Raw genomic sequence first — 24,842 nt, 5'->3', positions numbered from 1 at the left:
CATGGCGTATTGTGAAATCGCACAGAAAAAAACAGCATGGCACACAGTTTTACGGTAAAATACGCGCGCCGCGATGGTCAGTAAAAAATTGAGGGGCTTTTGGAAAGCAATACGCCCGGGTTAGTTGGCACTAACTGTTCTGTTTTCCGAAAGATCCTTAAAATAACCACTGGACCCTGTACCTAAAATGAATAATGCCAGACCTATTCGTCGCGCGCTGTTAAGCGTTTCTGATAAAACCGGAATCCTGGAGTTTGCACAAGCCCTGCACGCTCAAGGTGTTGAACTGCTATCTACCGGCGGCACCGCCCGTCTGCTAGCAGACAACGGTGTGCCTGTCATTGAAGTCTCTGACTACACGGGCCATCCTGAGATCATGGACGGCCGCGTAAAGACCCTGCACCCTAAAGTGCACGGCGGCATCCTCGGCCGTCGCGGTATCGATGAGATAGTGATGGAACAGAACGCCATTAAGCCTATCGATCTGGTTGCCGTTAACCTCTACCCCTTTGCCGAGACAGTGGCCAAAGAAGGCTGCACCCTGGCCGACGCCGTGGAAAACATCGACATCGGCGGCCCAACCATGGTGCGCTCTACCGCGAAGAACCACAAAGACACCACCATTATCGTTAACGCCAAAGACTATGATCGCGTGATCCAAGAGATGCAGGCCAACCAAGGTAGCACCACGCTGGAGACGCGTTTCGACCTGGCTATCGCCGCCTTCGAACACACGGCCGCCTATGATGGCATGATCGCCAACTACTTCGGCACCCAAGTGCCACCGCACGCGGTGAATGGGGTACCGGCTCACAGTCAGGACGAGTGCCACCAGGATTCTAAGTTCCCACGCACCTACAACACTCAGTTGGTGAAGAAGCAAGATCTGCGTTACGGCGAAAACAGCCACCAGAGCGCGGCCTTCTATGTGGATCTCAATATCGATGAAGCCTCGGTTGCCAGCGCGACTCAACTACAGGGTAAGGCACTGTCTTACAACAACATCGCCGATACCGATGCGGCGCTGGAATGCGTCAAAGAGTTCAGCGAGCCAGCCTGTGTTATCGTCAAGCACGCCAACCCTTGTGGCGTCGCCATCGGCAAGGATCTGCTCGAGGCCTACAACCGCGCCTACCAGACCGACCCAACCTCAGCCTTCGGCGGCATCATCGCCTTCAACGGTGAGTTAGATGCCGAGACCGCCAGCGCCATCGTCGAGCGTCAGTTTGTCGAGGTGATCATCGCGCCAGTCGTCAGCCAGGCGGCACGCGACGTAGTGGCGGCCAAGGCCAACGTTCGTCTGCTGGAGTGCGGTCAATGGGCTACCAAGACCCGCAGCCTGGACTACAAGCGCGTCAATGGCGGCCTGCTGATCCAAGACCGAGACCAAGGCATGGTCGAAATGAGCGACATCAAGGTAGTGACCAAGCGTCAGCCTACCGAAGCCGAGATGAAAGATCTTATGTTCTGCTGGAAGGTGGCCAAGTTCGTTAAGTCTAACGCCATCGTCTATGCCAAAGACAGCATGACAATCGGTGTGGGCGCCGGCCAGATGAGCCGCGTCTACAGCGCCAAGGTGGCCGGTATCAAGGCTGCCGATGAGAATCTGGAAGTCGTAGGTTCGGTCATGGCATCCGATGCCTTCTTCCCGTTCCGCGATGGCATAGATGCCGCGGCGGCCGCCGGTATCAGCTGCATCATCCAGCCGGGCGGTTCGATTCGCGATGAAGAGATCATCGCAGCCGCCGATGAGCATGGCATGGCCATGGTCTTCACCGGCATGCGTCACTTCCGTCATTAATTTGCTTTCGCGCCTGGGTCACAAGCCCGGGCGCCGTTTTAAGGATATAGCATGAACGTATTAGTAATAGGTAGCGGCGGACGCGAACACGCCCTGGCCTGGAAGGCCGCCAAGTCACCGCTGGTCGAGAAAGTCTTTGTGGCGCCAGGCAACGCCGGCACAGCACTGGAGCCTAAGCTTGAGAACGTGGCCATCGCGGTCGAAGCCATCTCTGAGCTGGTAAGCTTCGCCAAGGAGCAGGCGATCGAGCTGACTATCGTCGGCCCGGAAGTGCCGCTGTCATTGGGCGTGGTCGATGCCTTCAACGAAGCTAAGCTACCTATCTTCGGTCCAACCCAAGGTGCGGCGCAGCTAGAGTCTTCTAAAGCGTTCACCAAGGACTTCCTGGCCCGTCACAACATTCCGACGGCGGCCTACTCGAACTTCACCGAGATCGAGCCTGCCAAGGCCTACGTTACAGAAGTCACTGCCAACACTGGCTTTCCTATCGTCATCAAGGCCGACGGCCTGGCGGCGGGTAAAGGGGTGATCATCGCTCAGGATCAGGCCGAAGCAGATGCGGCTATCGAAGATATGCTGGCCGGTAACAAGTTTGGCGAGGCCGGTTCCCGCGTGGTGATCGAGGAGTTCCTCAAGGGCGAAGAAGCCAGCTTCATCGTCATGGTCGATGGCAAAAACATTCTGGCCATGGCCAGCAGCCAGGACCATAAGGCCAGAGACAATGGCGACAACGGCCCAAACACGGGCGGCATGGGCGCCTACTCTCCTGCTCCAGTGGTGACACAAGCTGTTCACGACTGGACCGTTGAAAACGTCATTCGTCCAACCGTAGATGGCATGGCTGCTGAAGGTAATGTCTACACAGGTTTCCTCTACGCCGGTCTGATGATTGCGCCAGATGGCAGCGCCAAGGTACTGGAATACAACTGCCGCTTCGGCGACCCAGAGACCCAGCCTATCATGATGCGTCTTCAGTCAGATCTGGTCGAGCTCTGCCTGGCCGCCACCCGTGGCGAGCTGGACAAGGTGACCGCCGAGTTCGACAGCCGCGCCGCCGTAGGCGTGGTGATGGCTGCCGGTGGCTACCCAGATGCCTATCGCAAGCACGATGTGATAGAGGGACTCAGCCTGGGCGGCGATGATGCCAAGGTGTTCCACGCGGGCACCAGCATGAAAGATGGCCATGTGGTCACCAACGGCGGCCGCGTCTTGTGTGCCACCGCCCTGGGCCAAGATGTGACTCAGGCGCAGCAGCGTGCCTATCAACTGGTCAATGAGATCCACTGGGATGACGTCTATTTCCGTACCGATATCGCCTATCGCGCCATCGCCCGGGAAAACGAGCAGGCCTAATACCCATAAAGGGATATTCATGGAAAGTTGAGATCTACATCACGCTCAGTTTTCATGCAATAAAATCGCATAAAAGCACCTATACTCCATAAGGGTATTAGGTGCTTTTTTATACGACTCAATAAGTTAACTGCGAATTCCGAATCATGTATTAAAAATAGCCTGAATACATTATTTCTATACAACAAAAACCACAATATTAGCATAATTCAATATTTTACCCTCATATTGCAGCAGAATATTCACATCTGTATACTCGCCGCCTCTGTTTTTTAAGCTGGAGGCTTAATGAGATACTTTATCCTGTTGTTCACCCTTTTACTTACCGCTTGTGGCGGAGGCGACTCGGACAGTCCTGCACCGCAAGCCGAAAAACTAGCGCACCCTGGCATTCAAATTCAAGAACTGGTGCAAACCTATGCGCCAGATCAGCGCCTCACCCCGGCCATCACGGGCAAGTTAGGCAGCATCAGCTATCAATTGGTTAACGGCGCTCCTGCCGATGTGGTCAAGATCTCTGCCGACAAGCAGTATCTCACTATCCTCAATGCCGGCAGCACAGAACTGATCGCCACAGATAGTGGCAACAGCCAAACCAAGCCGGTCAGCCAACGTTTTAGCATCAGCATCAATAAGGCACCTCGCACGCCGCTACTGACTAACGATATCAGCCAGGGCTATGTCGCCGGCGCCCAGCTCTCTCCTAGCATCAGCGGTGTCAAAGGCAGCCTCAGCCTGATGCTGGCCGAGGGTCAGCCCACAAACGTAGTGACAGTCGACGCCCAGGGTAAGATCACTGTGCTAGGCAGCGGCAGCGTCAAACTGCTGGCCAAAGATGATGGCGGTCGTAACTTCCAGGCCGACTCGCGCGAATTTCAGATCAACATCTCGCCTGCCGAGACCGCCTACGCCACTTATCAGAATATCGCAGGTAAGCCACTGATCTTTGGCGGTAAGCTACTGCCCGTCTACAGCGGCACGCCCACCACAGAGGCTCACTACCAGCTGGTTGCTGGCGCCAATACTCAGGTGGTTCAGGTGCATCCCACCACAGGGGCAATGAACATACTTGGCGCCGGTGAGACCCAGGTTGAAGTGCAGCAAGTCGCGCCGGCCAACCATACACAGGTGCCGGTCCAACGCTTTAGCGTTCAGGTCGACAAGGCGCAGAACCTGGCCTTCAAGGCAAGCGATGTCACCACACGTTTCGACGCCGATAAGACGGCGAGCTTCGATGTCACAGGCGTCCAGGGCAAGCTACGTTACGCCATCAAGGCGGGCGCGGCCGAGGATGTCATCAGCATCACTGATGCCGAGCAAGGTGAGTTTAGCTTCCAGGGCGTCGGCGAAACTGAGGTCGAGGTAACCGACGCCGGTAACCACAACTATCTGAGTACCAGTCGCACCATTAAGGTCAAGGTCGAGGCCATGATCGCCGGCTCACTGCAGGCTATCGATATCAACACCCAATATCAGACCAATCAAACCCTGACGCCGCAAGTTGTCGGTGCCAAGGGTAGCCTTAGCTACAGCCTGACCGCCAGCAGTGCCACAGATGTAGTCACACTGGACAGCAAAACCGGCCAGATGCAGGTGTTGAAGCCAGGCACGGTAGCGGTGATCGTTAAAGATGATGGCGGCGAGCTGTGGACGGCGCAAGAGAAACAGTTTAGCGTCACCATAGACAAGCAGGATAACAGCCTGTTTGTGGTGGAAAATAGCCGTGTGGACTTTGCCGCTAACGCGCCCTTCGTCCCTCAACCTAGCCATAATCAGGGCCTGGTCAGCTATCTGGTGGAAAATGGCGGCGACGGCGTCTTAAGCCAGGATGCCGATACCAAGGCAATCACTATCGTCGGCGCAGGCCGCGGCTGGATCACCGCAACCGATGCGGGCAATGACTTCTATCATCCCGCCAGCAGCCGTTTCTTCGTCGATGTGGCACCGCTAAACGGTAGCCTGCAGATATCCTCCGTGCGCAGCCAATATGCGCCGGGCAAGACGATCGCTATCCCCATGTCGGGCACCATCGGCAGCCTGAGCCTGGCACTGAAGAGTGGCCAGGACGATGTGGTCGGTGTCGACCTGGCCAACAAGACCCTGACGGTTAAGAACGCCGGCAGCGTCACCTACATAGTGACAGACAGCGGCGATGCCGGTCACCTGTCACAGAAGGCCGAGCTAAATGTGGTGATCGACAAGGGAGCCGAAAACCCTGAACTGGCACTCTCAAGCACCTTGGTCAGCAGTGCCTATAGCCCTGATGCCAGCCTCAAGGCTCCTGTCGTCAGCGGTCGCGGCATCGACAGCGAGATCAGCTACTATACGGATACGGCATCCAGTAAGGTGGTAAGCCTGAACGACACGACAGGTGAGATGAAAGTGCTGGCGGCCGGCACGGCTAAGGTCACGGTTATCGAGCAGAGCCGCAACTACGAGCGCACCCTGCGCGACTTCAACGTCAGCGTCGCCAAGGCGGCTCACCCTGGCCTCAGCCTGGATGAGATCAGCCAGTCCGTGGTTTACTATCCAGATCGCAAGGTGCTACCGCCAGAGTTTACCAACGCCTTTGGTAAACTCACCTATGCCTTCGGCCTACAGGTATCACCCGAATATGCCGAGCTCACCTCGACGGGCGAGCTCACCCTACATGCCTATCCACGTTCTGGCGATAACGACTACTTCGACATCATAGTCACCGACGATGGGGGCAACAATTATCAGAGCACCAGCCTGAACTACAAGCTGTTCCTCAAGGATATCGAGCCAGGCCTTGGCGAAGAGGCCAGCCTGACCTTCGATGGCAGCGAGCTGCAGCTAGTCTCACCGGCAGAGGTTGCTGCGGGTGATGTCTCCTACTTCACCGCCATAGGTGGACGAGGTGATGCCCTCAGCAAGGATGACGACGATGAACTAGACGGCGGCTACACCAATATGGTGACTCAGGTGTGTACCGATCCCGACAATTATAAGGGCTGCACGCTGATCACCCTCAGGCTGCAAAATACCAGCCTGTGCAGTGATGGCAGTAGAATCGCCTATCCGATCGCCTCTGATAGCCGTTACACCTGCCCGGGCATGAGCCAGCCGGTCAGCTCCGAGGTTAGCGTCAGCATGCATAGCGAAGATCCTTACAACGCCTGGTTCGTCAACCCTGGGCGTTTTAAGACCCTCAAGCCTATTGTGGTGACACATTTTGCCAAGCCATATCGCAGCGGCGACGTGGTCGAGGCGGGTGACATTCAGGCCAGAGCCTGGTGGCTGATCAACTTGGATATCACCAAGAAGTAAGCTCGTCTTTACCCCTTACAAAAAAGCCCAGTTTAAACTGGGCTTTTTTTATTGCTCTACCGCTTCTGCTTTACCAGAGATTTTAAGCCTGCCAGCTAGGACAGTCCTTAGCGAATCTAATCAATGTCCTGAGGCGATCGCCTTGCGGGCGATCTTGTCGATAAGGCCTGGGGCGATGATCTTAAACCAGCGGCCCAAGCGCCCCCGTGTCGAGGTGATAAGCAGCCGCTTACGCCCTGCGATGGCCGGCAGCATCATCTGCGCGCACTGCTCGGCGGTGATGATCTTGGCCTCCTGCATCGGGCTCTTACCGAGGGGCTTACCCTGACCATCCAGGGCACGCTTATGGATCTCTGACACCACGAAATCGGGACAGATATGGGTGACGGCCACATCATGTTCCACCAGCTCGATGCGCAGTGAGTCAAAGAACCCCATCACAGCATGCTTAGAGGCGCTGTAACCACTGCGGGTAGGCACACCGGTGAGTCCTGCCACCGAGGCCACCACCACTATCTGACCACGACTGGCCTTGAGATGCGGCAGGGCAAAATGGGTCAGCATGGCCGGGGCTAGGTAGTTAACCTGCATCACACGTTCGAGAATGGAGAGGTCTTCGAGCTCATCGAAGCGCGACCACATGGTCATACCGGCATTATTGACCAGAATATCCAGGCGGCCGAAATGGGCCACACAGGCATCGATGAGGCCTTGGCAGGCAGCGGCGTCGGTGACATCGGCGGGGATCACTAAGGGCGGCACGCTGGCGATGGACGAGAGCTCCTGCTGCAGGGAGTGCAGTCGCCCCTGACTGCGGGCGGTGAGCACCAGGCGACATCCCAGGGGCGCCATTGCCTTGGCCAGGGCGCGGCCAATTCCCTCGGAGGCACCCGTGATGATAACGACCTTGTCGGCTAAAGTTTGCATCGAAAACCTAAGGTGTGAATGGATGGATAAGCCACAAATTCACACACTTAAGCCCAAAGTACAAGCCTTAAAACGGGTCGATTATGGGGTTAGGCCATCAGCCGATGCACATTGTCGGTCGGCGCGGTGAGGTATTGATCCAAGCTCTTGGGGCGGCCGATGGCATAGCCCTGGGCATAGTTGATGCCGATCGACTTGAGGCGCTCGAAGATCTCCTGATTCTCCACGAACTCGGCCACCGTCTCTATGCCCATCACGCGGCAGACGTCGTGTATCGATTTAACGATGGCATAGTCCTTGGCGTTGCTGGCCAGGGACTTGATGAAGCAGCCATCGATCTTCACATAGTTCACCGGCAGCTCGCGCAGGTAACCGTAGGAGGCAAACCCGGTGCCGAAGTCGTCCAGGGCGAAGGAGAAGCCCTGCTTCTTCAGCTGATTGAGCATCTCCATCGCCCGGTTACGATTCTGAATCGCACTGGTCTCGGTGATCTCGAAACAGATGCACTGACTGGGGATGGCGAAACGCTCCAACTGGGCGATGATATAGTCCACCATGCCCTCGGCCCCCAGGCTATTGGCCGAGAGGTTGATCGACAGACAGTGATCCGCCCACAGCTCCTCATGCAGAGAGAGCCAGAGGAAGGTCTTACGTATCACCTCCTTATCCACATCTGTCATCAGCTTGAAGCGTTCGGCAGCGGCGATAAACTGCGCCGGCGCCAGGATGCGCCCACAGGGCTCCAGAATCCTCAGCAGAACCTCCATGCGCTGTTTACCCTGGGGCCCCAACGCCTTGATGGGCTGATAGTAGAGCAGCAACTCGTTGTGTTCGATCGCCTGGGCGATACGCACCGCCCATTTGGGGGCGTTACGCTGATAGGTGAGCTCCTTGTCCTTATCATCATAGAAATGCACCTGATTGCTGCCCTTACGCTTGGCGGCGATACAGGCGATATCGGCATCTTTGAGTAGCTCCAGCGCATTGATATAGGGCGCCCTCGCCAGTGCCACTCCAGCGCTGATCCCCACATGATAATGACAGCCGTGATGCTCCATCACCTGTTTGCCGACGGCATTGATGATCTGTTTCACTTGCTGAGCCAGTGCCACCACGCCTAAGTCTTTCAGCGCCAGGCCAAACTCGTCGCCACCCAGGCGGGCCAACAAGCCCTGCCCCTCCAAGCTGGCCTGAATCGCCTTGGCCACCATCTTTAACATGGCATCGCCGGCGTTGTGACCGCAGGAGTCGTTGATAAGCTTAAACTGCTCCAGGTCGAAATAGCAGATAGCCAGAGTCTGGGCGTCCTCGGCAAAGGCTTGTAATCGCTCCTCGAAGGCGCAGCGATTGAGCAAGCCGGTGACATTATCAAAGTTTGCCCTGCGTCTGAGCTGATGCTTGAGCAGCTCCTCCTGGGTGATGTCCCTCAGCACGATCACAGTGCCGATGATCTTGTTGTTCGGCCCCTTTAGGTTACTGATGCTGCGCTCCATCAGCCTGGGAGTATGGCTGGTAAACTTGACCTTACTCAGCATGGGCGTCGGCGTGCCACTCGCCATGAAGGCAAACAGCGACTGATTCAGCTCGGGCTCGCTGCGAAACACCTTGTCCAGATTCATCCCCACCGCAGATTCGGCCTTCACCTTGAGCAGCCGCTCGGCCTGGGGATTGAGGTAGATCACCTTGACCCAGCTGTCGGTGAGGATCACCGCCTCGGCAATCGCCTCCAGGGTGATCTTAGAGCGCTCCTTTTGCTGGAAAATACGCGCCAGCAGGCTGTTGACCTGCTCGGAGATCACCATAAATTCCGAGGTGCCCTTGGCCCGGATCGGTTGATAGGTCTTCGCCGTCGGATCCACCCGCGAGAGCTGACGCAATAGCTGCTTGAGGGGATCGACCACCCCATGGCGCAGCCAGAGGTAGCCCAGTAACAACAGCAACAGGCTGATGCCACCGATGAGATAGACCAGGGTCGCCGGACCGCTCTGCACCAGGCTGTCTCTCTGTGTCAGCTCGATATCTAATAGCAGCGAATGGTCACCGAGCAGGCTGGGCACCTCCAGAGTCACCCGCTGTGGCGAAGTCTGCGCCAGCAGGCTCGGCGTGGTGGTCGCCAGCCTCAGTCCCGCCAGCGACGAATAAGCCTGATAGTGTTCGAATAATTGATTGTCGACCCGGCGCACCATCAGCAGGCGCCTGTTGTCAGACAGAGGGATCACGCAGGCCAGAAAACCTTGCTTGCCCTGGAGCAGAAAACCGGTGCGAATGCCATCCAGAGCCAGGAGATCGGGCCAGAGCGCATCGAGATCCAATACCTGGGTTTCCGGGCTGGGCTCTGCAAAAGCGCGAATGCCATCGTCCTCTACGCCATAGAGGCTGACATGGGCAGACAGGGCCATGGCATGCCAGGTCGCCGATAGGGTCTGACGCTGCTCTACAGGCAAGAGCGCCATGGGCACGCCGTAGAGCTGGGCCAACATCTCAAACTGCCCCAGATCTTCCTCGAGATGGTGGGCGATATTCTGCTGCGCCCGCTGACTCATCTCCTGGCGAAGATCGCTCAGGCGCAGTTCGTACCAGGCGTTTAACCCATAGGAGATGGCCATGATGGCGGGCAGGCAGAAGCCGGCCACAAAAACCACAATTTTCTTGCTAATGCGCATCTTGTCTCTGAGCCATCCTATCGGTATCGCTTTTTGGGGCTAGGTTTGAATCGGCGAGGAAAATACCCTATTTGCCCTAGGGTTTAAACCGCCGGGCGACTGCCCGTTGCAAAACTAGCCAATAGCCTGCCTGCGGCGAACGGCCGCTGCATTGACTTAGCGCAGGAATTGACGATTGAGGGGCAATTCTAAGGACAAATTGAGAGCCAGTTCACCGCCAAGGGGCAGTTGTGAAACTTTTGTGATAATTTGGCGATACTTAAGTGAACTCCAAACGCCATGCTTGAAGCTAGGATTCGATCATGTCAATCAGGAGAACACCCATGACCCTACGCAAAATCAGCGCCGGCCTAATTCTAGCCGGTTTAGTCGCCACCCCAATCAGCGCAGCCGAACTCACCATCAGCATCAGCAACCTCACCCATGGCAACCACTTCACCCCAGTCCTCATCGCCGCCCATGATGCACAGATGCATCTGTTCCAGGCGGGCGAACCTGCCACCAGCGCACTGCAGAAGATGGCGGAAGGGGGGGATATCGCCGATCTCGCCGCCATGGTTGACGGCGCCAGCGGCGTCACCCTATCTAATCCGGCCGGCGGCCTGATGGCACCGGGGCAGAATGTCGCCAGCATTAGCTTTGACTCCCAGGCGATGACTCATCTGTCCCTGGTCGCCATGATACTGCCTACCAACGACGCCTTCGTCGGCCTGGACAGCTGGGAGATCCCAACCACGCCCGGCACCTATACCCTGAACCTCAACGCCTACGACGCAGGTACCGAGGCCAACGATGAGATCATTAATGGCGGCGGCATGCCAGGCGTGCCGGGGATCCCTGCGGCGCCGGGCGGCGATGGCGGCAGCAATGCTAGCGGCGTGGCCGACACCAGTCCCAACGACAAGGTGCATATCCACCCCGGCATTCTGGGTGACACAGACCCTGCGGGCGGCATGAGCGATCTCGACAGCCGGGTGCACCGCTGGCTCAACCCGGTTGCCCGCGTCACCATCACAGTTAAGTAGGAGGCCATGATGAAACTGCAACAGCTTAAGAATGGCCTCCCCTTGACGGCGGTGGCACTGAGCGTGGGGCTGCTGCTCAGCGCCTGCTCGGACAACGACCATGACACTAACATGTCAGAGCCGCCAACAGCGCCTGTGGAGCGCAGCTTTACCCTGACGGTGACCAACCTGACGGCAAATCAACCTATGTCTCCCCTGGCGCTGCTGGCAACCTCCAACGGCTATCATGCCTGGCAAAACGGCGAGCCTGCCAGCCTGGCGCTGGAGCAACTGGCCGAGGGCGGCGATCAGTCGGGCTATAGCGCCGAGATGGACGGCATAGATATGGTCGTAAGCGGCGCCGGCATACTCCCTCCCGGGGCGAGTGAAAGCCTGACCCTGACCCAAACCGAGGCGGCAACTGCCTCCCTGTCACTGCTGACCATGCTGGTCAACACCAACGACGCCTTTAGCGGCCTTGACGCCATTGATATCAGTCAGATGGCTGTGGATCAGAGCCAGAGCTTCTACACGCCCGCCTATGATGCCGGCACAGAGGCCAACAGCGAGATCAAGGGAAGCATCCCTGGGCCGGCGGATGGCGGTGAAGGCTTTAACGCGGCCCGCGATGATGTGGATCGCGTGCACCTGCACCCAGGGGTGATCAGCCAGGACGATGGCCTAAGCGACTCTGTGCTCAAGGCCAGTCACAGGTTTGACAACCCTGTTCTCAAGGTGACCATTCAGCGCACCCGCTAGCACACCAAGCTAACCGACAAGCTATATTTAGCATCGACGAAATAAATTCCCTCTGGGCTGGGTCTACTGGATGTAGGCCAACTAGAGGGAGTTTGCTATGTCTGTGTTAAACGGTGACAGGACGCTAGGTGAAGGGCGACGCATCTTGCTGGTCGAGGATGAGCCAGACCTCGCCCGTCTGATCCGTCTCAACTTGGAATCTCTGCAACATGAGGTGACTCAGGTCAGCACTCTGAACCAAGCCAGGCAACAGCTGCGCAGCAAGTGTTTCGATCTCCTGCTGCTGGATCGCATGCTGAGCGACGGCGATGGCCTGACCCTGTGCCAGCAACTCCGACAGGAGGGCAAGAGCTTACCCTGCATGATGATCACCGCCAGAGACAGCGAGGCAGACATAGTCCTCGGCCTGGAGTCCGGCGCCGACGACTATTTAGTCAAACCCTTCAGCGTGTTGGAACTCAGGGCCAGGGTCAAGGCGCTACTCAGACGCTCCGCCCAGCAGGCCGCCGACCAGTATGCCCTCACCTTCGACGAGCTGGTGATCGATAGCAAGACGCGTGAGGTCACCGCCGCCAATCAGCCCCTGACTCTCACCGCCAGGGAATTCGATCTCCTCTACTACCTGGCCCAACATCCACGTCAGGTATTCAGCCGCATGCAGCTGCTGGAAGCCGTGTGGGGATACTCCTATGCGGGTTACGAACACACGGTCAACAGCCACATCAATCGCCTCAGGGCCAAGCTGGCCTGCTGTCCCAGTAGCAACGAGCTGGTGCAAACGGTATGGGGCGTGGGCTATAAGTTCGCTCCACCGGCGGCGCACTAGCCATGGTTAATAGCCTGTTTGGCCGCATCCTGCTGCTTGCCAGTGCCTGTGTCTTGCTGTTGTTTCTCGGCTTCTGGCAGTGGTCTAGCCTGAGTCAGCAACACAGCCAACGCCTGGTACAGCAGTCCCTGCACAGAGAGCTGGCAACCCACATGGCCGAGATCAACCCGCTTTTGTCCCAGGGGATCACCTCGGACGCCGCCCTCAAGGAGGCCTTTCACGACCTCATGTTGCTGGGGCCCAGCTTCGAGATCTACACCTTAGATACTCAAGGCAAGGTGATCGCCTTCGACGCCAGGGAGGAGCAGATCAAGACCCACAGGGTAGACACAACCAAGATACATTCCTTCCTCAAGGGTGACACCCTGCCAATCCTGGGCACAGATCCCAGGAGTGACGACCAGCAAAAGATCTTCTCCGTCAGCCCACTTATAGGCCCGAGCGGCAGCCTCAGCGGCTACCTCTATGTGATCATCGGCGGTGAAGCCTTCGATAGTTGGCAGTCGCTTATCCAGGCCAAAGACCTGCCCGAGCGCTGGGGCGTCGCCCTGGGCGGCTGGGCCCTGTTTACCCTGATCTTATTTGCCCTGCTGCTGCGCTACCTGACCCGGCCGCTCAATCGCCTCACCCAGGCGCTGGGCGAGCTGGAACACAAACCGATAGATCAGCCCCTCGCCCTGCCCCTGGCGCCAAGCCGCAGCCAGGAGATGGCCCAGCTCAATGGACAGATCAATCGTCTGCTAGAAGAGGTAGCCCAGAAACAGCGCCAGGTGACGGCGCAGCAGGCGGCCAAGCAGGAGTTTCTATTGCACCTGTCACACGATCTCAAGACACCGCTCACTACCCTGCTGGGATACCTGGATACCTGGCTGCTAAGTCCAGCCGATGAACGCGACGACAGTCTACTGCAGTACGCAGCGGCCTCGGGGCAGAGACTACAGCAGCTACTGGCGCAGATGCTCGAGTTGGCGGCGCTGGAGAACGGTCAGATCAAGGCGAATATGCGCCGCGTCTCGCTGCAGTCGATTCTCGATGAACTCACCCAGACCTTCGCCCCTAAGGCTAAGCGGGCCGAGGTCAGCCTCCGCCTAGACCAGGGTGACGGTGAGGGTCAGGGCAAGAGTGAGTTTCTCTACACGGATCCCCAACTCATGAGCCGGGTGCTCAATAACCTGCTGGACAACGCCCTACGCTACACGCCGCCGGGCGGCGAGATAGCCGTCTATCCCAAGACGTTGGCCTCGGGCTCTTATCTGGTGATCCAGGACTCAGGCAGCGGCATGCAACCCGAAGCCATTGCCGCCCTGCAGCATACTCCTAGTCCAAGCCAGCCCGAGCTCTACTATTGCCGGGGCGAGGCGCTACCACAGCTGGGCGTTGGCCTGGCAATCGTCAGGCAGCTATTGGCCAGACTCGGCTGTCGTATCGAGGTACAGAGTGCAACCGATCGGGGCAGCCGATTCATGATCGCACTGCCCCGATATCGATGAGGCGGGGGTTATTGCGGGGAGATCACCAGATGGCGACGGAGGAAGGGGTACGCCAGGCTAGCCAGCGAGGCGAAGAGGCTGGCCCACATGACCACCACCAGCGCGGCAACCATATATTGGCCCAGAATAGTGTCTGCGTTAGCAACATAGATGTGGTGAATACCATTAAGCAGACCGAAGAAAACTGCGAAACATATCACGCTGATTGCTATAAACTTTTTCATATCGAAATCCTTGTTTTTCCCTGACTGAATTCAGGTTAGCAGATGTTCCCCGACAATTCACACTAGTTACTATTCGATTTATTAATAGGTTAAGGGGGAAGAATTGACAGAGAATCGCGGGCAAAAAAATAGCCAGCCGGGTTGCCCCTGGCTGGCTATCTCAATCTGGATGTTTGTTACTTGTGGTATTGCGCCGACAGTTCGTGAACTGACTTGATGAAGGCGCCCGCATGCTCTGGGTCCACATGCTGATGAATACCATGACCCAGGTTGAATACATGGCCCGAACCTTCGCCGTAACCGGCCAGGATCTGACGCACTTCTTCATGGATGCGCTCAGGTGAGGCGTAAAGCATAGATGGATCCATGTTACCCTGCAGGGCAACCTTGTGACCCACGCGACGACGTGCATCGGCAATGTCCACTGTCCAGTCAAGACCTAGTGCATCACAGCCAGTCTCGGCCATCGCCTCTAGCCAGAGTCCGCCACCCTTAGTGAACAGCGTCACTGGCACCTGACGGCCATCGGCATGACGAGTCAGACCATCAACGATCTTCTGCATGTAGCGCAGCGAGAACTCACGATAAGCAGTGTGCGACAGTGCGCCACCCCATGAATCGAAAATCATCAACGACTGAGCACCGTTCGCTACCTGAGCGTTCAGGTACAGAGTCACAGAATCGGCCAGCTTGTCTAACAGCATGTGCAGCGCCGCAGGCTCGGCATAGGCCATCTTCTTGATCTTCTCGAAGGTCTTGCTTGAACCGCCCTCAACCATGTAGGTCGCCAGTGTCCAAGGTGAACCAGAGAAACCGATCAGCGGCACTTCGCCTTTCAGCTCGCGGCGAATGGTGCTAACGGCCTTCATCACATAGCCAAGCTCATCTTCTGGATCCGGTACGGCCAGCTTCTTGATGGCATCTAGCGTATCGGTTGGACGCTCGAAACGAGGACCCTCACCGGTTTCGAAATAGAGACCCAGGCCCATGGCATCTGGCACAGTCAAAATATCAGAGAATAAGATCGCAGCATCGAGATCGTAACGACGAAGTGGTTGCAACGTCACCTCACAGGCCAACTCGGCATTGCGGCACAGTGACATGAAGTCGCCGGCTTGTGCGCGGGTTGCTTTGTATTCAGGAAGGTAACGACCCGCCTGACGCATCATCCACACAGGAGTCACATCAACAGGCTGTTTTAGTAAGGCACGTAAATAACGATCATTTTTTAGTTCTGCCATAAGGCTCTATTCCTACGCTTATTGATTTTCGCTGGGACAGTAGTTTAGCATTTACGCGAGTAAAGTAACCTCCATCGGCGCATTTATGTGACAAACGCCGCTTGATTATTTTTTTATCCCCGCGCGCTTTCACTCAGGGTTTGGCCTGGGGCGCAAATTGCTCGCCTCAGCCCGCAATTCGTTAGAAAAAAGTTGCACCCCCTCTTTGCCTTTGGTATAAAAAGTCTGCGCTAGCAAGAACAATCAAGAAGCTCGTCGCATCGAGCCCGCAAAAACTTTACTCGCCCAGCGATAGATTTCTATCGCTGGGCATTTTATTTCCGGCCCTCTCAATAGTGCCTCCCCCGTCATTTTGTATACAAAACAAGCAGATTCGACCAGCTGAAAGATCGCCCGGATCGACTAAAAAATGGTTGATCAAAGCAGTGTTTCTCACCTACATTAGAAGTCATAGAATAACTTGCGATGGGGACCATCATGCTAAAGCAATTGGAACGGGCCGAACAGAAATGGGGTGGCGCCAATACCCTGATTGATCAATGGCTAAACCACCGTCGTAAGTTGCTGATTAACTACTGCCAAATCGCCGGGCTGCCGCCCTACGAGGCGATAGACAAGTCACTTCCCGCCTTCAAATCGGTGAAAGAGTTCTGTGATCTCTTGGTCGATTATGTCTCCGAAGGCCATTTCGAAGTCTACGACCGAGTGATGACAGCCTGCGAGCAAAACGGTGAATCAAGCCATTCGCTGGCACAGACCATAGTGCCTAAGATCAGCGAAACCACAGATATGGCCCTGGACTTCAACGACAAATACACCAGCGCCAGCGACGATAAGATCCTCTATCAGCTGGACAAAGATCTCTCCTCACTCGGCGATGCCATGGAAACCCGCTTCCAGCTGGAAGATCAGCTATTAGAAGCCTTACACGCTAAATATTCATAACCGAGAACAAGCCGCTCACTTTGCAAAGTTAACGGCAAAGCCCAATAAAAAAGGCCAGCTAATCAGCTGGCCTTTTCGCGTTATCAATCCTGATTACACGGCAGACTGGAAGATCACTTCGCCCGCTTTTTGTGTGTATGAATCGATCTGGTCGAAGTTCAGGTAACGGTAAGTATCGGCTGCAGTCGCATCGATCTCTTTCGCGTACTCTTGATATTCTTCAACGCTTGGCAGACGACCCAGCAGTGCGGCAACCGCGGCCAGCTCGGCAGAGGCCAGATAAACGTTTGCACCTGTACCCAGACGGTTCGGGAAGTTACGGGTAGAAGTCGATACTACCGTCGCGCCCTCGGCAACACGTGCCTGGTTACCCATACACAGAGAACAACCTGGGATCTCGATGCGGGCACCGACACGACCGAAGATGGCGTAGTAACCCTCTTCTGTCAGTTGATCACGGTCCATCTTAGTTGGTGGTGCGATCCACAGACGAGTTGGTAGCGTCTTGGCGAACTTGTCCAGCATCTTACCAGTTGCACGGAAGTGACCAATGTTAGTCATACAAGAACCAACGAACACCTCGTCGATCTGAGTGTCTTTCACCTGAGACAGGAGAACGGCATCATCTGGATCGTTTGGCGCACACAGAATAGGCTCTTTGATCTCGTTCAGATCGATCTCGATCACTTCGGCGTACTCTGCATCAGCATCCGCTTCCATCAGCTCTGGGTTAGCCAACCACTCTTCCATCGCAGTGATACGACGCTCGATGGTGCGACGGTCACCGTAACCTTCGGCGATCATCCACTTCAACATCACTATGTTAGAGTTGAGGTATTCGATGATAGGCTCTTTGTCCAGCTTAATGGTACAACCTGCAGCACTACGCTCGGCAGAGGCATCAGACAGTTCAAATGCCTGCTCAACCTTCAGCTTCTCCAGACCTTCGATCTCCAGGATACGACCAGAGAAGGCGTTGATCTTACCCTTCTTCTCAACGGTCAGCAGACCCATCTCGATCGCCTTGTGCGGAATCGCATGTACCAGGTCACGTAGCGTGATACCAGGCTGCATTTCGCCCTTGAAGCGAACCAATACCGACTCAGGCATATCCAGTGGCATCACACCGGTCGCTGCGGCGAAAGCCACCAGACCAGAGCCCGCAGGGAAAGAGATACCGATTGGGAAACGAGTATGCGAGTCACCACCCGTACCTACGGTATCAGGCAGCAGCATACGGTTTAGCCAAGAGTGGATAACACCATCACCTGGACGCAGCGACACACCGCCACGGTTCATGATGAAGTCAGGTAGCGTGTGGTGAGTGTTCACGTCAACTGGCTTAGGATAAGCGGCAGTGTGACAGAATGACTGCATGGTCAAGTCGGCACTGAAGCCAAGACATGCCAAGTCTTTCAACTCGTCACGCGTCATAGGACCTGTGGTGTCTTGTGAACCCACAGAAGTCATCTTAGGCTCACAGTATTGGCCAGGACGCACACCGGCTACGCCGCATGCCTTACCCACCATCTTCTGCGCCAGGGTGTAACCCTTGCCAGAATCGGCCACATCTTGTGGACGTACGAATACGTCAGAGGCTGGTAGACCCAGGGTCTCACGGGCGCGATCTGTCAGACCACGACCGATGATCAGCGGAATACGGCCACCGGCACGTACTTCGTCAAGCAGCACGTCAGTCTTGAGCTTGAACTCAGAGATCACTTCGTCGCTGCCGTGTAGCTTAACCACACCTTCGTATGGGTAGATGTCGATCACATCGCCCATGTTCATCTTGCTTACATCTAGCTCGATTGGCAGTGCACCGGCATCTTCCATAGTGTTGAAGAAGATAGGCGCGATCTTGCCACCTAGACAGAAACCACCGGCACGCTTGTTAGGTACGAATGGGATATCGTCGCCCATGAACCAAAGCACTGAGTTGGTCGCAGACTTACGTGAAGAACCTGTACCCACAACGTCGCCCACATAAACCAGTGGATGACCCTTCTGTTTCAGGGCTTCGATCTCATTGATTGGACCTTTCACGCCCGCTTCGTCTGGTACTATGCCATCGCGCGCGTTTTTCAGCATCGCTAGGGCGTGCAGTGGGATATCTGGACGAGACCAGGCATCAGGAGCTGGTGACAGATCGTCTGTGTTGGTTTCACCCGTCACCTTGAATACGGTCAGGGTAACCTTGTCGGCCAGCTTAGGACGGCTGAGGAACCACTCGGCGTTCGCCCAAGACTCAACCACTTGCTTAGCGTGAGCGTTGCCCGCTTGCATCTTCTCAACCACATCGTGGTAGGCATCGAACATCAGCAGGGTATTTGATAGTGCCTTAACCGCCAATGGCGCCTGAGCGTCATTGTCGAGTTGCGCAATCAGCGGCTCGATGTTGTAACCGCCCTGCATGGTACCCAGTAGCTCAACGGCACGCGCCGCAGACAGGATAGGAGATGTTGCCTCACCTTTGGCAACCGCGTCGAGGAAACCGGCTTTCACATAGGCCGCTTCGTCAACACCTGGTGGAATTCTGTTTTCCAGCAGGTCGAGGATGAACTCCTCTTCACCCGCAGGTGGATTCTTTACTAATTCGACTAATTCGGCCACTTGATGGGCATCTAGTGGCTTAGGGACTACGCCCTCTGCAGCACGTTCTGCGACGTGTTTACGATATGCTTCTAGCACGGCAACATTCCTCTTTGTTTGGCGTTCTAACAGCGAAACTGCACGTCTTCAATTCTGAAGCTCACAGTCAAGCAGGCTCAACCCGTATTTCCGGCCGCATTATACTACAGCTTTGCAAAAGTATGAATCAGATCACACTCTTAGAAGTGAGAAATTACCGGGATTTCCTAGGGTGCCCAGCAAATTAGCGCAGCCCTGAAACAAATGAAATTAGACAATAGTTTGAATAACAAACTAAGCGTTTGAAATACAATACTTTTCAAAGACTACACAAATTCATTCCAAACGCATAAACCTGGCTCTCTCCGGAGAAAAAATCGCGCAAAAAAATTGCCTGGAGACTCGTAAATACCCGAAGAATCCGCATAATATTCCACTTTCTCAATCAATATGAAGCAGCAAGAGCCATAACCATGAGCCAAATAAATTTAGCGGCAGTCATCTTCGATATGGATGGCGTGCTTATCGATTCCGAGCCGAGTTGGCAGGCCGCCGAATACAAGGTGCTAAGCCAGCTGGGGCTGCCCATCAGCCTCAGCGATACCGAGCAGACCACAGGGCTGCGCATCGACCAAGTAGTCGAGTACTGGTATCGACGCCACCCTTGGGAAGGCTATGACAATGCGGCGACCGCCGAGGCCATAGTCACTCAGGTGGCGGGAGAGATCCTGAGTCACGGCGAGGCGATGTCCGGCGTCAAGGAAGCCCTCGAGGCCTGCAAACAAAGGGGACTCAAGCTTGGCCTGGCGACCTCATCGCCGACGCTTCTAATCGATGCCGTGATGCAAAAGCTGGCCATCAGAGAGCTGTTCGACGTCATCGAGAGCGCCGAGGCGCTGGCCCTGGGCAAGCCCCACCCAGAGGTGTACCTCAACTGCGCCAAGGCCCTAGGCGTTGAACCTTCGCAATGCCTAGCGATAGAGGACTCCTTCAACGGCCTGATTGCCGCCAGGGCCGCCAACATGCATACGGTCGTCATTCCGGTGCCCCATGAGGCAAACCAGGCCAGATGGGCAGCCGCCCACCAGCAGCTCACCAGTCTCAAGGAGTTTGCCGACTACCTGGCACTATGCGCCGCTAAATAGCAGTAAGCCACTCGATTTTGACAACAAAAAGCCCATCCTAGGATGGGCTTTCGTTTGTTTAGATTGCGCCTTTCGCTAAGGTCTGGCTTACCAGATCTTCACACGCTCTTCTTCGCTCAGGTACATCTTGTCGCCTGCCTTAACATCGAACGCCTCGTAGAAGGCTGGGATGTTACGCGGCGTGCCCATGGCGCGGAAATGGCTTGGTGAATGCGGATCGGTCAACAGACGACGTCCCAGCTCTTCGTCGCGATAGTTACGACGCCATACCTGTGACCAGCCGATGAACAGACGCTGCTCGCCGGTCAGGCCATCGATCACTGGCGCCTCTTTACCGTTGAGGCTCAGCTGATAAGAGCGTGCCGCGACAGTCAGACCGCCCAGGTCACCGATGTTCTCACCCAGGGTGAGGTCACCGTTTACAAACTTACCCGGCAGGGCTTCATAGCCAGAGTATTGGGCGCTGAGCTGAGCACCGCGCTTCTTGAACTCTTCTCTGTCTTTGTCAGACCACCAGTCTCTCAGGTTGCCGTCACCGTCATACTTGGCGCCCTGGTCATCGAAACCATGGCTGATCTCGTGGCCGATCACCGCGCCGATACCACCATAGTTGATCGCATCGTCGGCATCCATGTTGAAGAATGGCGGCTGCAGAATCGCGGCCGGGAAGACGATCTCGTTCATCACAGGGCTGTAGTAAGCATTAACCGTCTGCGGCGTCATGTGCCACTCGGTGCGATCGATTGGCTTACCTAGCTTGTCCAGCATGGTCTTGTATTCAAAGTGAGCATAACGCTGATAGTTACCCACAAGGTCATCGGCCTTGATGCTCAGATCTGTGTAGTCTTTCCACTTATCTGGGTAGCCGATCTTGTAGTTAAACTTAGACAGCTTCTCTTGCGCCGCCACCTTAGTCTCAGGCGTCATCCACTCGAGTTCATTGATGCTGACCTCGAAGCCCTTGATCAGGTTATGGATCATCTTCTCCATGCGGGCCTTGGCTTCTGGCTTAAAGTGACGCTTAACGTACTCTTTACCCACCAGCTCACCGATCACCTGATCCGCGGCATCGACCGCCTTCTTCCAGCGCGGCTTCTGCTCTTCGATGCCCATCAGCGTCTTGCTGTGGAAGGCAAAGTGAAGATCGACCATCTCTTTGTTCAGCAGCTCGGCATAGCTATCCACCAGGTGGAACATCAAGTAGTCTTGCCACTGCTCGACGCTGAACTGGTTAAATTGCTTACCAAACTTCTCGAAGAAGGAGGGCTGACGCACGATCACCTCGGTGACCTTGTTCATGTCGGCGCCATTGGCAAACTGTGAATAATCGAAGTTGCTGACTGTCTTCTGCAGGCCAGCGACATCCATCTTGTTGTAGCTCTTGTTGGCGTCACGAGACTCAGTGCGCGTCCACTGGCTCTCGGCCAGGAAGCGCTCGATCTCGGCAACGTTGTTCGCGGCGCGCTTGGCATTCGCGTAACCGGCAGCAGCCAACAGATCCGTCACATAGCTCTGCAGCGCGGCGCGGTTGGCCACGAACTTAGCATCGTCTTTCAGGTAGTAGTCGCGATCCGGCAGGGTCAAACCAGACTGGTAGAAGTAGACGCCATACTGGGTCGACTTCTTGGCATCGTTGTTCACATAGAAGCCCAGTGGCATCTGCACGCCAGAGACCAGCAGCTTACCCATCTGGTTGGCAACGTCTTGATGGCTCTTGAGGCCGGCGATCTCCGCCATAGGCGCCTTAATCGGCGTCACACCAAGCTGCTCAGCCAGGTCGGTATTCATGTAACTGGCGTAGAAGTCACCCACCTTCTGCTCGTTAGAGCCTTCGGCCTTGTTTGGCATGGCTGCCACTTCGTCGATGATCTCTTTCAGGGCATTCTGGCTCTGCTCATACAGCACAGAGAAGGCGCCGTAGTTAGACTTGTCGGCAGGGATCGGCGTGTTCGCCAACCAGTGACCGTTAACGCTGTAATAGAAATCGTCCTGATGACGCACCTGAGTGTCGAAGTTTTCCTTCTCAACGCCCGACACCTTTGTCGCTTGTACACTCTCTACCTGAGTGGTGTCATGGCTACCACAGGCGCCTAGGCCCAAGCCCAACGCCACGGCTAATGCCAAATGACTGACTTTTTTCATCTCGAATTCCCCGGTTTTTACGCTTTATTGTTTATCTTCAGGTTGGTTAAACCATTGCGAATGACACACTAACACCCCAGCCTGCTCGACTGTAGGGCGATTTTGTAACTTTGTATGACGCCTTAACCTGCCTACCAGTTCTTACCTAGGAAGAGGAAGACGGTATTTTCGCCATCGTCTGTCCAGCCATAACCGATAGCCGCCGGTCCAATGGCGGTATCAGTCCCCAGATAGAGGCTGCCGCCATAGATGAGATCATTCAGGCTGACGCTGTCGCGGATCGACCAGACGTTACCCGCCTCGAGACTGGCCCCCAGATAGAGGGGATAGTCAGTCATGCCCAGCACGTCCCGGCCCAGATCGTATTGATAGATGAAGGCGCCGAACACCTTGTGAGGCCCGACCAAGGCATTTCTGTGATAGCCAGAAAGATTGAGGAAGCCCCCCAATTCGGAGACGTTGACGCTGAAGCCACGCTCCTTATCCACAGTCGCCAGCGAGGCCTTACCCACGAAGGCATGGTTGCCGACACTCAGGGCGCCACGCCAATCTGCCGTGATCTGGAATGAGGTATCGGACGGATCTTCCCCAAAAATTTCGGGCGAGTGCTCACGGCGATAGTACATGTTGACCGTGACGCGGTTACCCGAGGTCGGAAAGCTGATACTGTCCAGGTCATCGAAGCCAAATTTCAGATAGGCGCCGTAGGAGCTAAAATCGGCACGGCCATCTAGAATGGCATTCTCTAGGTAGCCGGTGTCGCCCACCAGACCCAGTTCCACCAGCCCTTCCTTGACGTAGTTGAAGCCAATGCCCATCTCCGCATGATACTTGACCTGATTGAGCTCCAAGAAAAAGTTGTTGCCCTCATACAGGGTCCAGTCTTTCTTCTCATAGCCCACCTCGGCGCGGGTGAAATAGTTCTGGTCGGAATCCAGCGGCACATACAGCTCAGAGGAGAGCAGCTTCTCATAGCCCAGACGCAGCTCGTTTCGCCACTCGCCACCATAGGCGGTGATATCTGTCATGGTGTAGGCCAGATCAAGCGCAACCGCCGTATGCAAGGCAAGATCGTCTTCCCAGCTGAAGCCGAGCTGGAAATAGTTAGGCCCCCAGGACTTGGCCCGGGTCTGCAATATCAGTATCCGCCCCTCTTCGGTATCGACAAACTCGGCGTTAACCCGCTCGAACTTATCCAAGGCATAGACATTGTTGATCCCCTTCTCCAGCTTCGCCTTATCGACCACCTCACCCGGCTCTATGCCCAGGGTCTCTGCCAGCAGCTTCTCGCTCACCTTAGAGTTGTTGTCGAAACGTATGGCAACCACGGGGCGCGACAGGTTGTAGAGCCAGCCGACGCTGGCGGCATCCTTGTGGGCCTGGTAGGCGGTGTATTGCTCGGGAGTCACGGCCAGTTGCTTGAGTCTGCCCAGCTGCTCAGTGACGGCCACCTCGCCCAGGCGGTAGGCCTCGGGCATGATGGCAAAGTCAGTGGTGCTGAGCTCGCCCACCTCGGGGCGGATCAAAATATCTTGCTCCGTCAGCAGCTGTTTCTGCCGCTCAGTGCTGGCATTGGTCAGCATGGTCGACAGCTGATTGAGTACCGCCACCGTGCTCTCCAGCTGATCCCGCTTTACCAATGAGGAGCCGATATCTACGGCGATGACGATGTCGGCGCCCATGGCCTTGACCACATCCACCGGCATGTTGTTGGCGATACCGCCATCGACAATAATACGCCCCTTGTACTGGGCCGCCTGCAGCGCGCCAGGAACCGTAGCCGAGGCCTGCATGGCATCTACCAGGCTGCCGTTGTCGATCACCACGGCGCCGCTGGTCTCGAGGTCGGTCGCCACCGCACGATAGGGAATCGGCAGCTCATCGAAGTGTTCGAACTTATGCACCAGATCCGTCGAGTGTTGCAGCAAGATAGACATAGACTGGCCACGCAGCAGACCGTTAGGTACCTTCACCTCTTTGTCGCTGTAGCCGACATTGATAGGGATATTGAATCTGTCCCGTTGCTGCTTGCCGCGATAGCTGAGGGCGGCGCGGGGAATGGTATCGGAATAGCCGGCGTTCCAGTTGGACCCCATCATGATCTCTTCTATCTCTTCGGCGCTATAGCCCAAGGCATACATGCCGCCCACATAGGCGCCTATGCTGGTCCCGGCAATGTAGTCGACGGGAATATGCTCCGCCTCCAGCGCCTTAAGCACGGCGATATGGGCCGCCCCCTTGGCACCGCCACCGCTGAGCGCCAGACCTATCTTGGGGCGTTCTTCGCTCAGGACTGGGGCTGAGAGGCTTGCCAGCAGCAAAGAGAATAGAAAAGGTTTCATCATCGGCGGTGCATCTTCCTTTGAAAATAGGGACAAGATATTCTAGCAAACCTTTTAA

Annotated in this window: 16 protein-coding genes; 9 read left to right on the top strand and 7 right to left on the bottom strand. The window is 56.0% G+C overall.

Features of this window, described 5'->3' with window-relative positions; translation table 11 throughout:
• The first annotated feature begins 187 nt into the window (after positions 1–187).
• The 3 genes from purH to AYI87_RS12555 all read left to right on the top strand — a co-directional run bounded on the left by purH (position 188) and on the right by AYI87_RS12555 (position 6,445).
• Positions 188–1,801: a bifunctional phosphoribosylaminoimidazolecarboxamide formyltransferase/IMP cyclohydrolase gene (purH, locus tag AYI87_RS12565; RefSeq protein WP_144202539.1), complete on the top strand. Its 1,614-nt coding sequence runs from the start codon at positions 188–190 to the stop codon at positions 1,799–1,801.
• 51 nt (positions 1,802–1,852) lie between these two features.
• Positions 1,853–3,154, top strand: a complete 1,302-nt coding sequence (gene purD / locus AYI87_RS12560; RefSeq protein WP_144202537.1) for a phosphoribosylamine--glycine ligase — start codon at positions 1,853–1,855, stop codon at positions 3,152–3,154.
• A 288-nt stretch (positions 3,155–3,442) separates the two neighbouring features.
• Positions 3,443–6,445 (top strand): hypothetical protein, encoded by a 3,003-nt coding sequence (locus AYI87_RS12555; RefSeq protein WP_144202535.1) that lies wholly within the window; start codon positions 3,443–3,445, stop codon positions 6,443–6,445.
• 120 nt (positions 6,446–6,565) lie between these two features.
• Here the strand turns inward: AYI87_RS12555 and AYI87_RS12550 are convergent, their stop codons facing one another.
• Together AYI87_RS12550 and AYI87_RS12545 are read right to left on the bottom strand one after the other, a co-directional pair.
• Entirely contained in the window at positions 6,566–7,372 is an 807-nt protein-coding gene (locus AYI87_RS12550; RefSeq protein ID WP_144202533.1) for an SDR family oxidoreductase, read from the bottom strand.
• Between the two features lie 89 nt (positions 7,373–7,461).
• Entirely contained in the window at positions 7,462–10,035 is a 2,574-nt protein-coding gene (locus AYI87_RS12545) for an EAL domain-containing protein (RefSeq protein ID WP_144202531.1), read from the bottom strand.
• A gap of 323 nt (positions 10,036–10,358) precedes the next feature.
• Between AYI87_RS12545 and AYI87_RS12540 the strand changes: the two genes are divergently transcribed.
• The 4 genes from AYI87_RS12540 to AYI87_RS12525 all read left to right on the top strand — a co-directional run bounded on the left by AYI87_RS12540 (position 10,359) and on the right by AYI87_RS12525 (position 14,114).
• Entirely contained in the window at positions 10,359–11,060 is a 702-nt protein-coding gene (locus AYI87_RS12540; RefSeq protein ID WP_144202529.1) for a spondin domain-containing protein, read from the top strand.
• Positions 11,061–11,066: 6 nt separating this feature from the next.
• Positions 11,067–11,798: a spondin domain-containing protein gene (locus AYI87_RS12535; RefSeq protein WP_409928973.1), complete on the top strand. Its 732-nt coding sequence runs from the start codon at positions 11,067–11,069 to the stop codon at positions 11,796–11,798.
• Positions 11,799–11,895: 97 nt separating this feature from the next.
• Positions 11,896–12,624 (top strand): response regulator transcription factor, encoded by a 729-nt coding sequence (locus AYI87_RS12530; RefSeq protein ID WP_144202527.1) that lies wholly within the window; start codon positions 11,896–11,898, stop codon positions 12,622–12,624.
• A gap of 2 nt (positions 12,625–12,626) precedes the next feature.
• Positions 12,627–14,114 carry a sensor histidine kinase gene (locus AYI87_RS12525; RefSeq protein WP_144202525.1) on the top strand — a complete coding sequence of 496 codons (1,488 nt, stop codon included), beginning with the start codon at positions 12,627–12,629 and terminating at the stop codon, positions 14,112–14,114.
• Between the two features lie 8 nt (positions 14,115–14,122).
• On the opposite strand, the gene AYI87_RS12520 is transcribed toward AYI87_RS12525, so the two are convergent.
• Together AYI87_RS12520 and hemE are read right to left on the bottom strand one after the other, a co-directional pair.
• A complete protein-coding gene (locus AYI87_RS12520; protein WP_144202523.1) occupies positions 14,123–14,338 on the bottom strand; it encodes a hypothetical protein in 216 nt (71 codons plus the stop codon).
• Between the two features lie 176 nt (positions 14,339–14,514).
• Positions 14,515–15,579, bottom strand: a complete 1,065-nt coding sequence (gene hemE, locus AYI87_RS12515; RefSeq protein WP_144202521.1) for a uroporphyrinogen decarboxylase — start codon at positions 15,577–15,579, stop codon at positions 14,515–14,517.
• 477 nt (positions 15,580–16,056) lie between these two features.
• Here hemE and rsd point away from each other — a divergent pair, with 477 nt between their 5' ends.
• Positions 16,057–16,524, top strand: a complete 468-nt coding sequence (gene rsd, locus AYI87_RS12505) for a sigma D regulator (protein ID WP_186300617.1) — start codon at positions 16,057–16,059, stop codon at positions 16,522–16,524.
• Between the two features lie 93 nt (positions 16,525–16,617).
• Here the strand turns inward: rsd and acnB are convergent, their stop codons facing one another.
• Positions 16,618–19,215, bottom strand: coding sequence for a bifunctional aconitate hydratase 2/2-methylisocitrate dehydratase (acnB, locus tag AYI87_RS12500; protein WP_144202517.1), 2,598 nt, complete (start codon positions 19,213–19,215; stop codon positions 16,618–16,620).
• A gap of 413 nt (positions 19,216–19,628) precedes the next feature.
• On the opposite strand from acnB, the gene hxpB reads away from it, so the two are divergent.
• A complete protein-coding gene (gene hxpB, locus AYI87_RS12495; protein ID WP_144202515.1) occupies positions 19,629–20,300 on the top strand; it encodes a hexitol phosphatase HxpB in 672 nt (223 codons plus the stop codon).
• 87 nt (positions 20,301–20,387) lie between these two features.
• Here hxpB and AYI87_RS12490 read toward each other — a convergent pair whose 3' ends face one another.
• Both AYI87_RS12490 and AYI87_RS12485 read right to left on the bottom strand, forming a co-directional pair.
• Positions 20,388–22,442 carry a M13 family metallopeptidase gene (locus AYI87_RS12490; RefSeq protein WP_144202514.1) on the bottom strand — a complete coding sequence of 685 codons (2,055 nt, stop codon included), beginning with the start codon at positions 22,440–22,442 and terminating at the stop codon, positions 20,388–20,390.
• A gap of 131 nt (positions 22,443–22,573) precedes the next feature.
• A complete protein-coding gene (locus AYI87_RS12485; protein WP_144202513.1) occupies positions 22,574–24,787 on the bottom strand; it encodes a patatin-like phospholipase family protein in 2,214 nt (737 codons plus the stop codon).
• Positions 24,788–24,842: the final 55 nt, after the last annotated feature.

The organism is Shewanella sp. KCT, assembly GCF_007636505.1.
In the GTDB taxonomy this organism is placed as follows: Bacteria; Pseudomonadota; Gammaproteobacteria; order Enterobacterales; family Shewanellaceae; genus Shewanella; species Shewanella halotolerans.
This window is presented reverse-complemented; position numbering and strand designations above follow the sequence as displayed.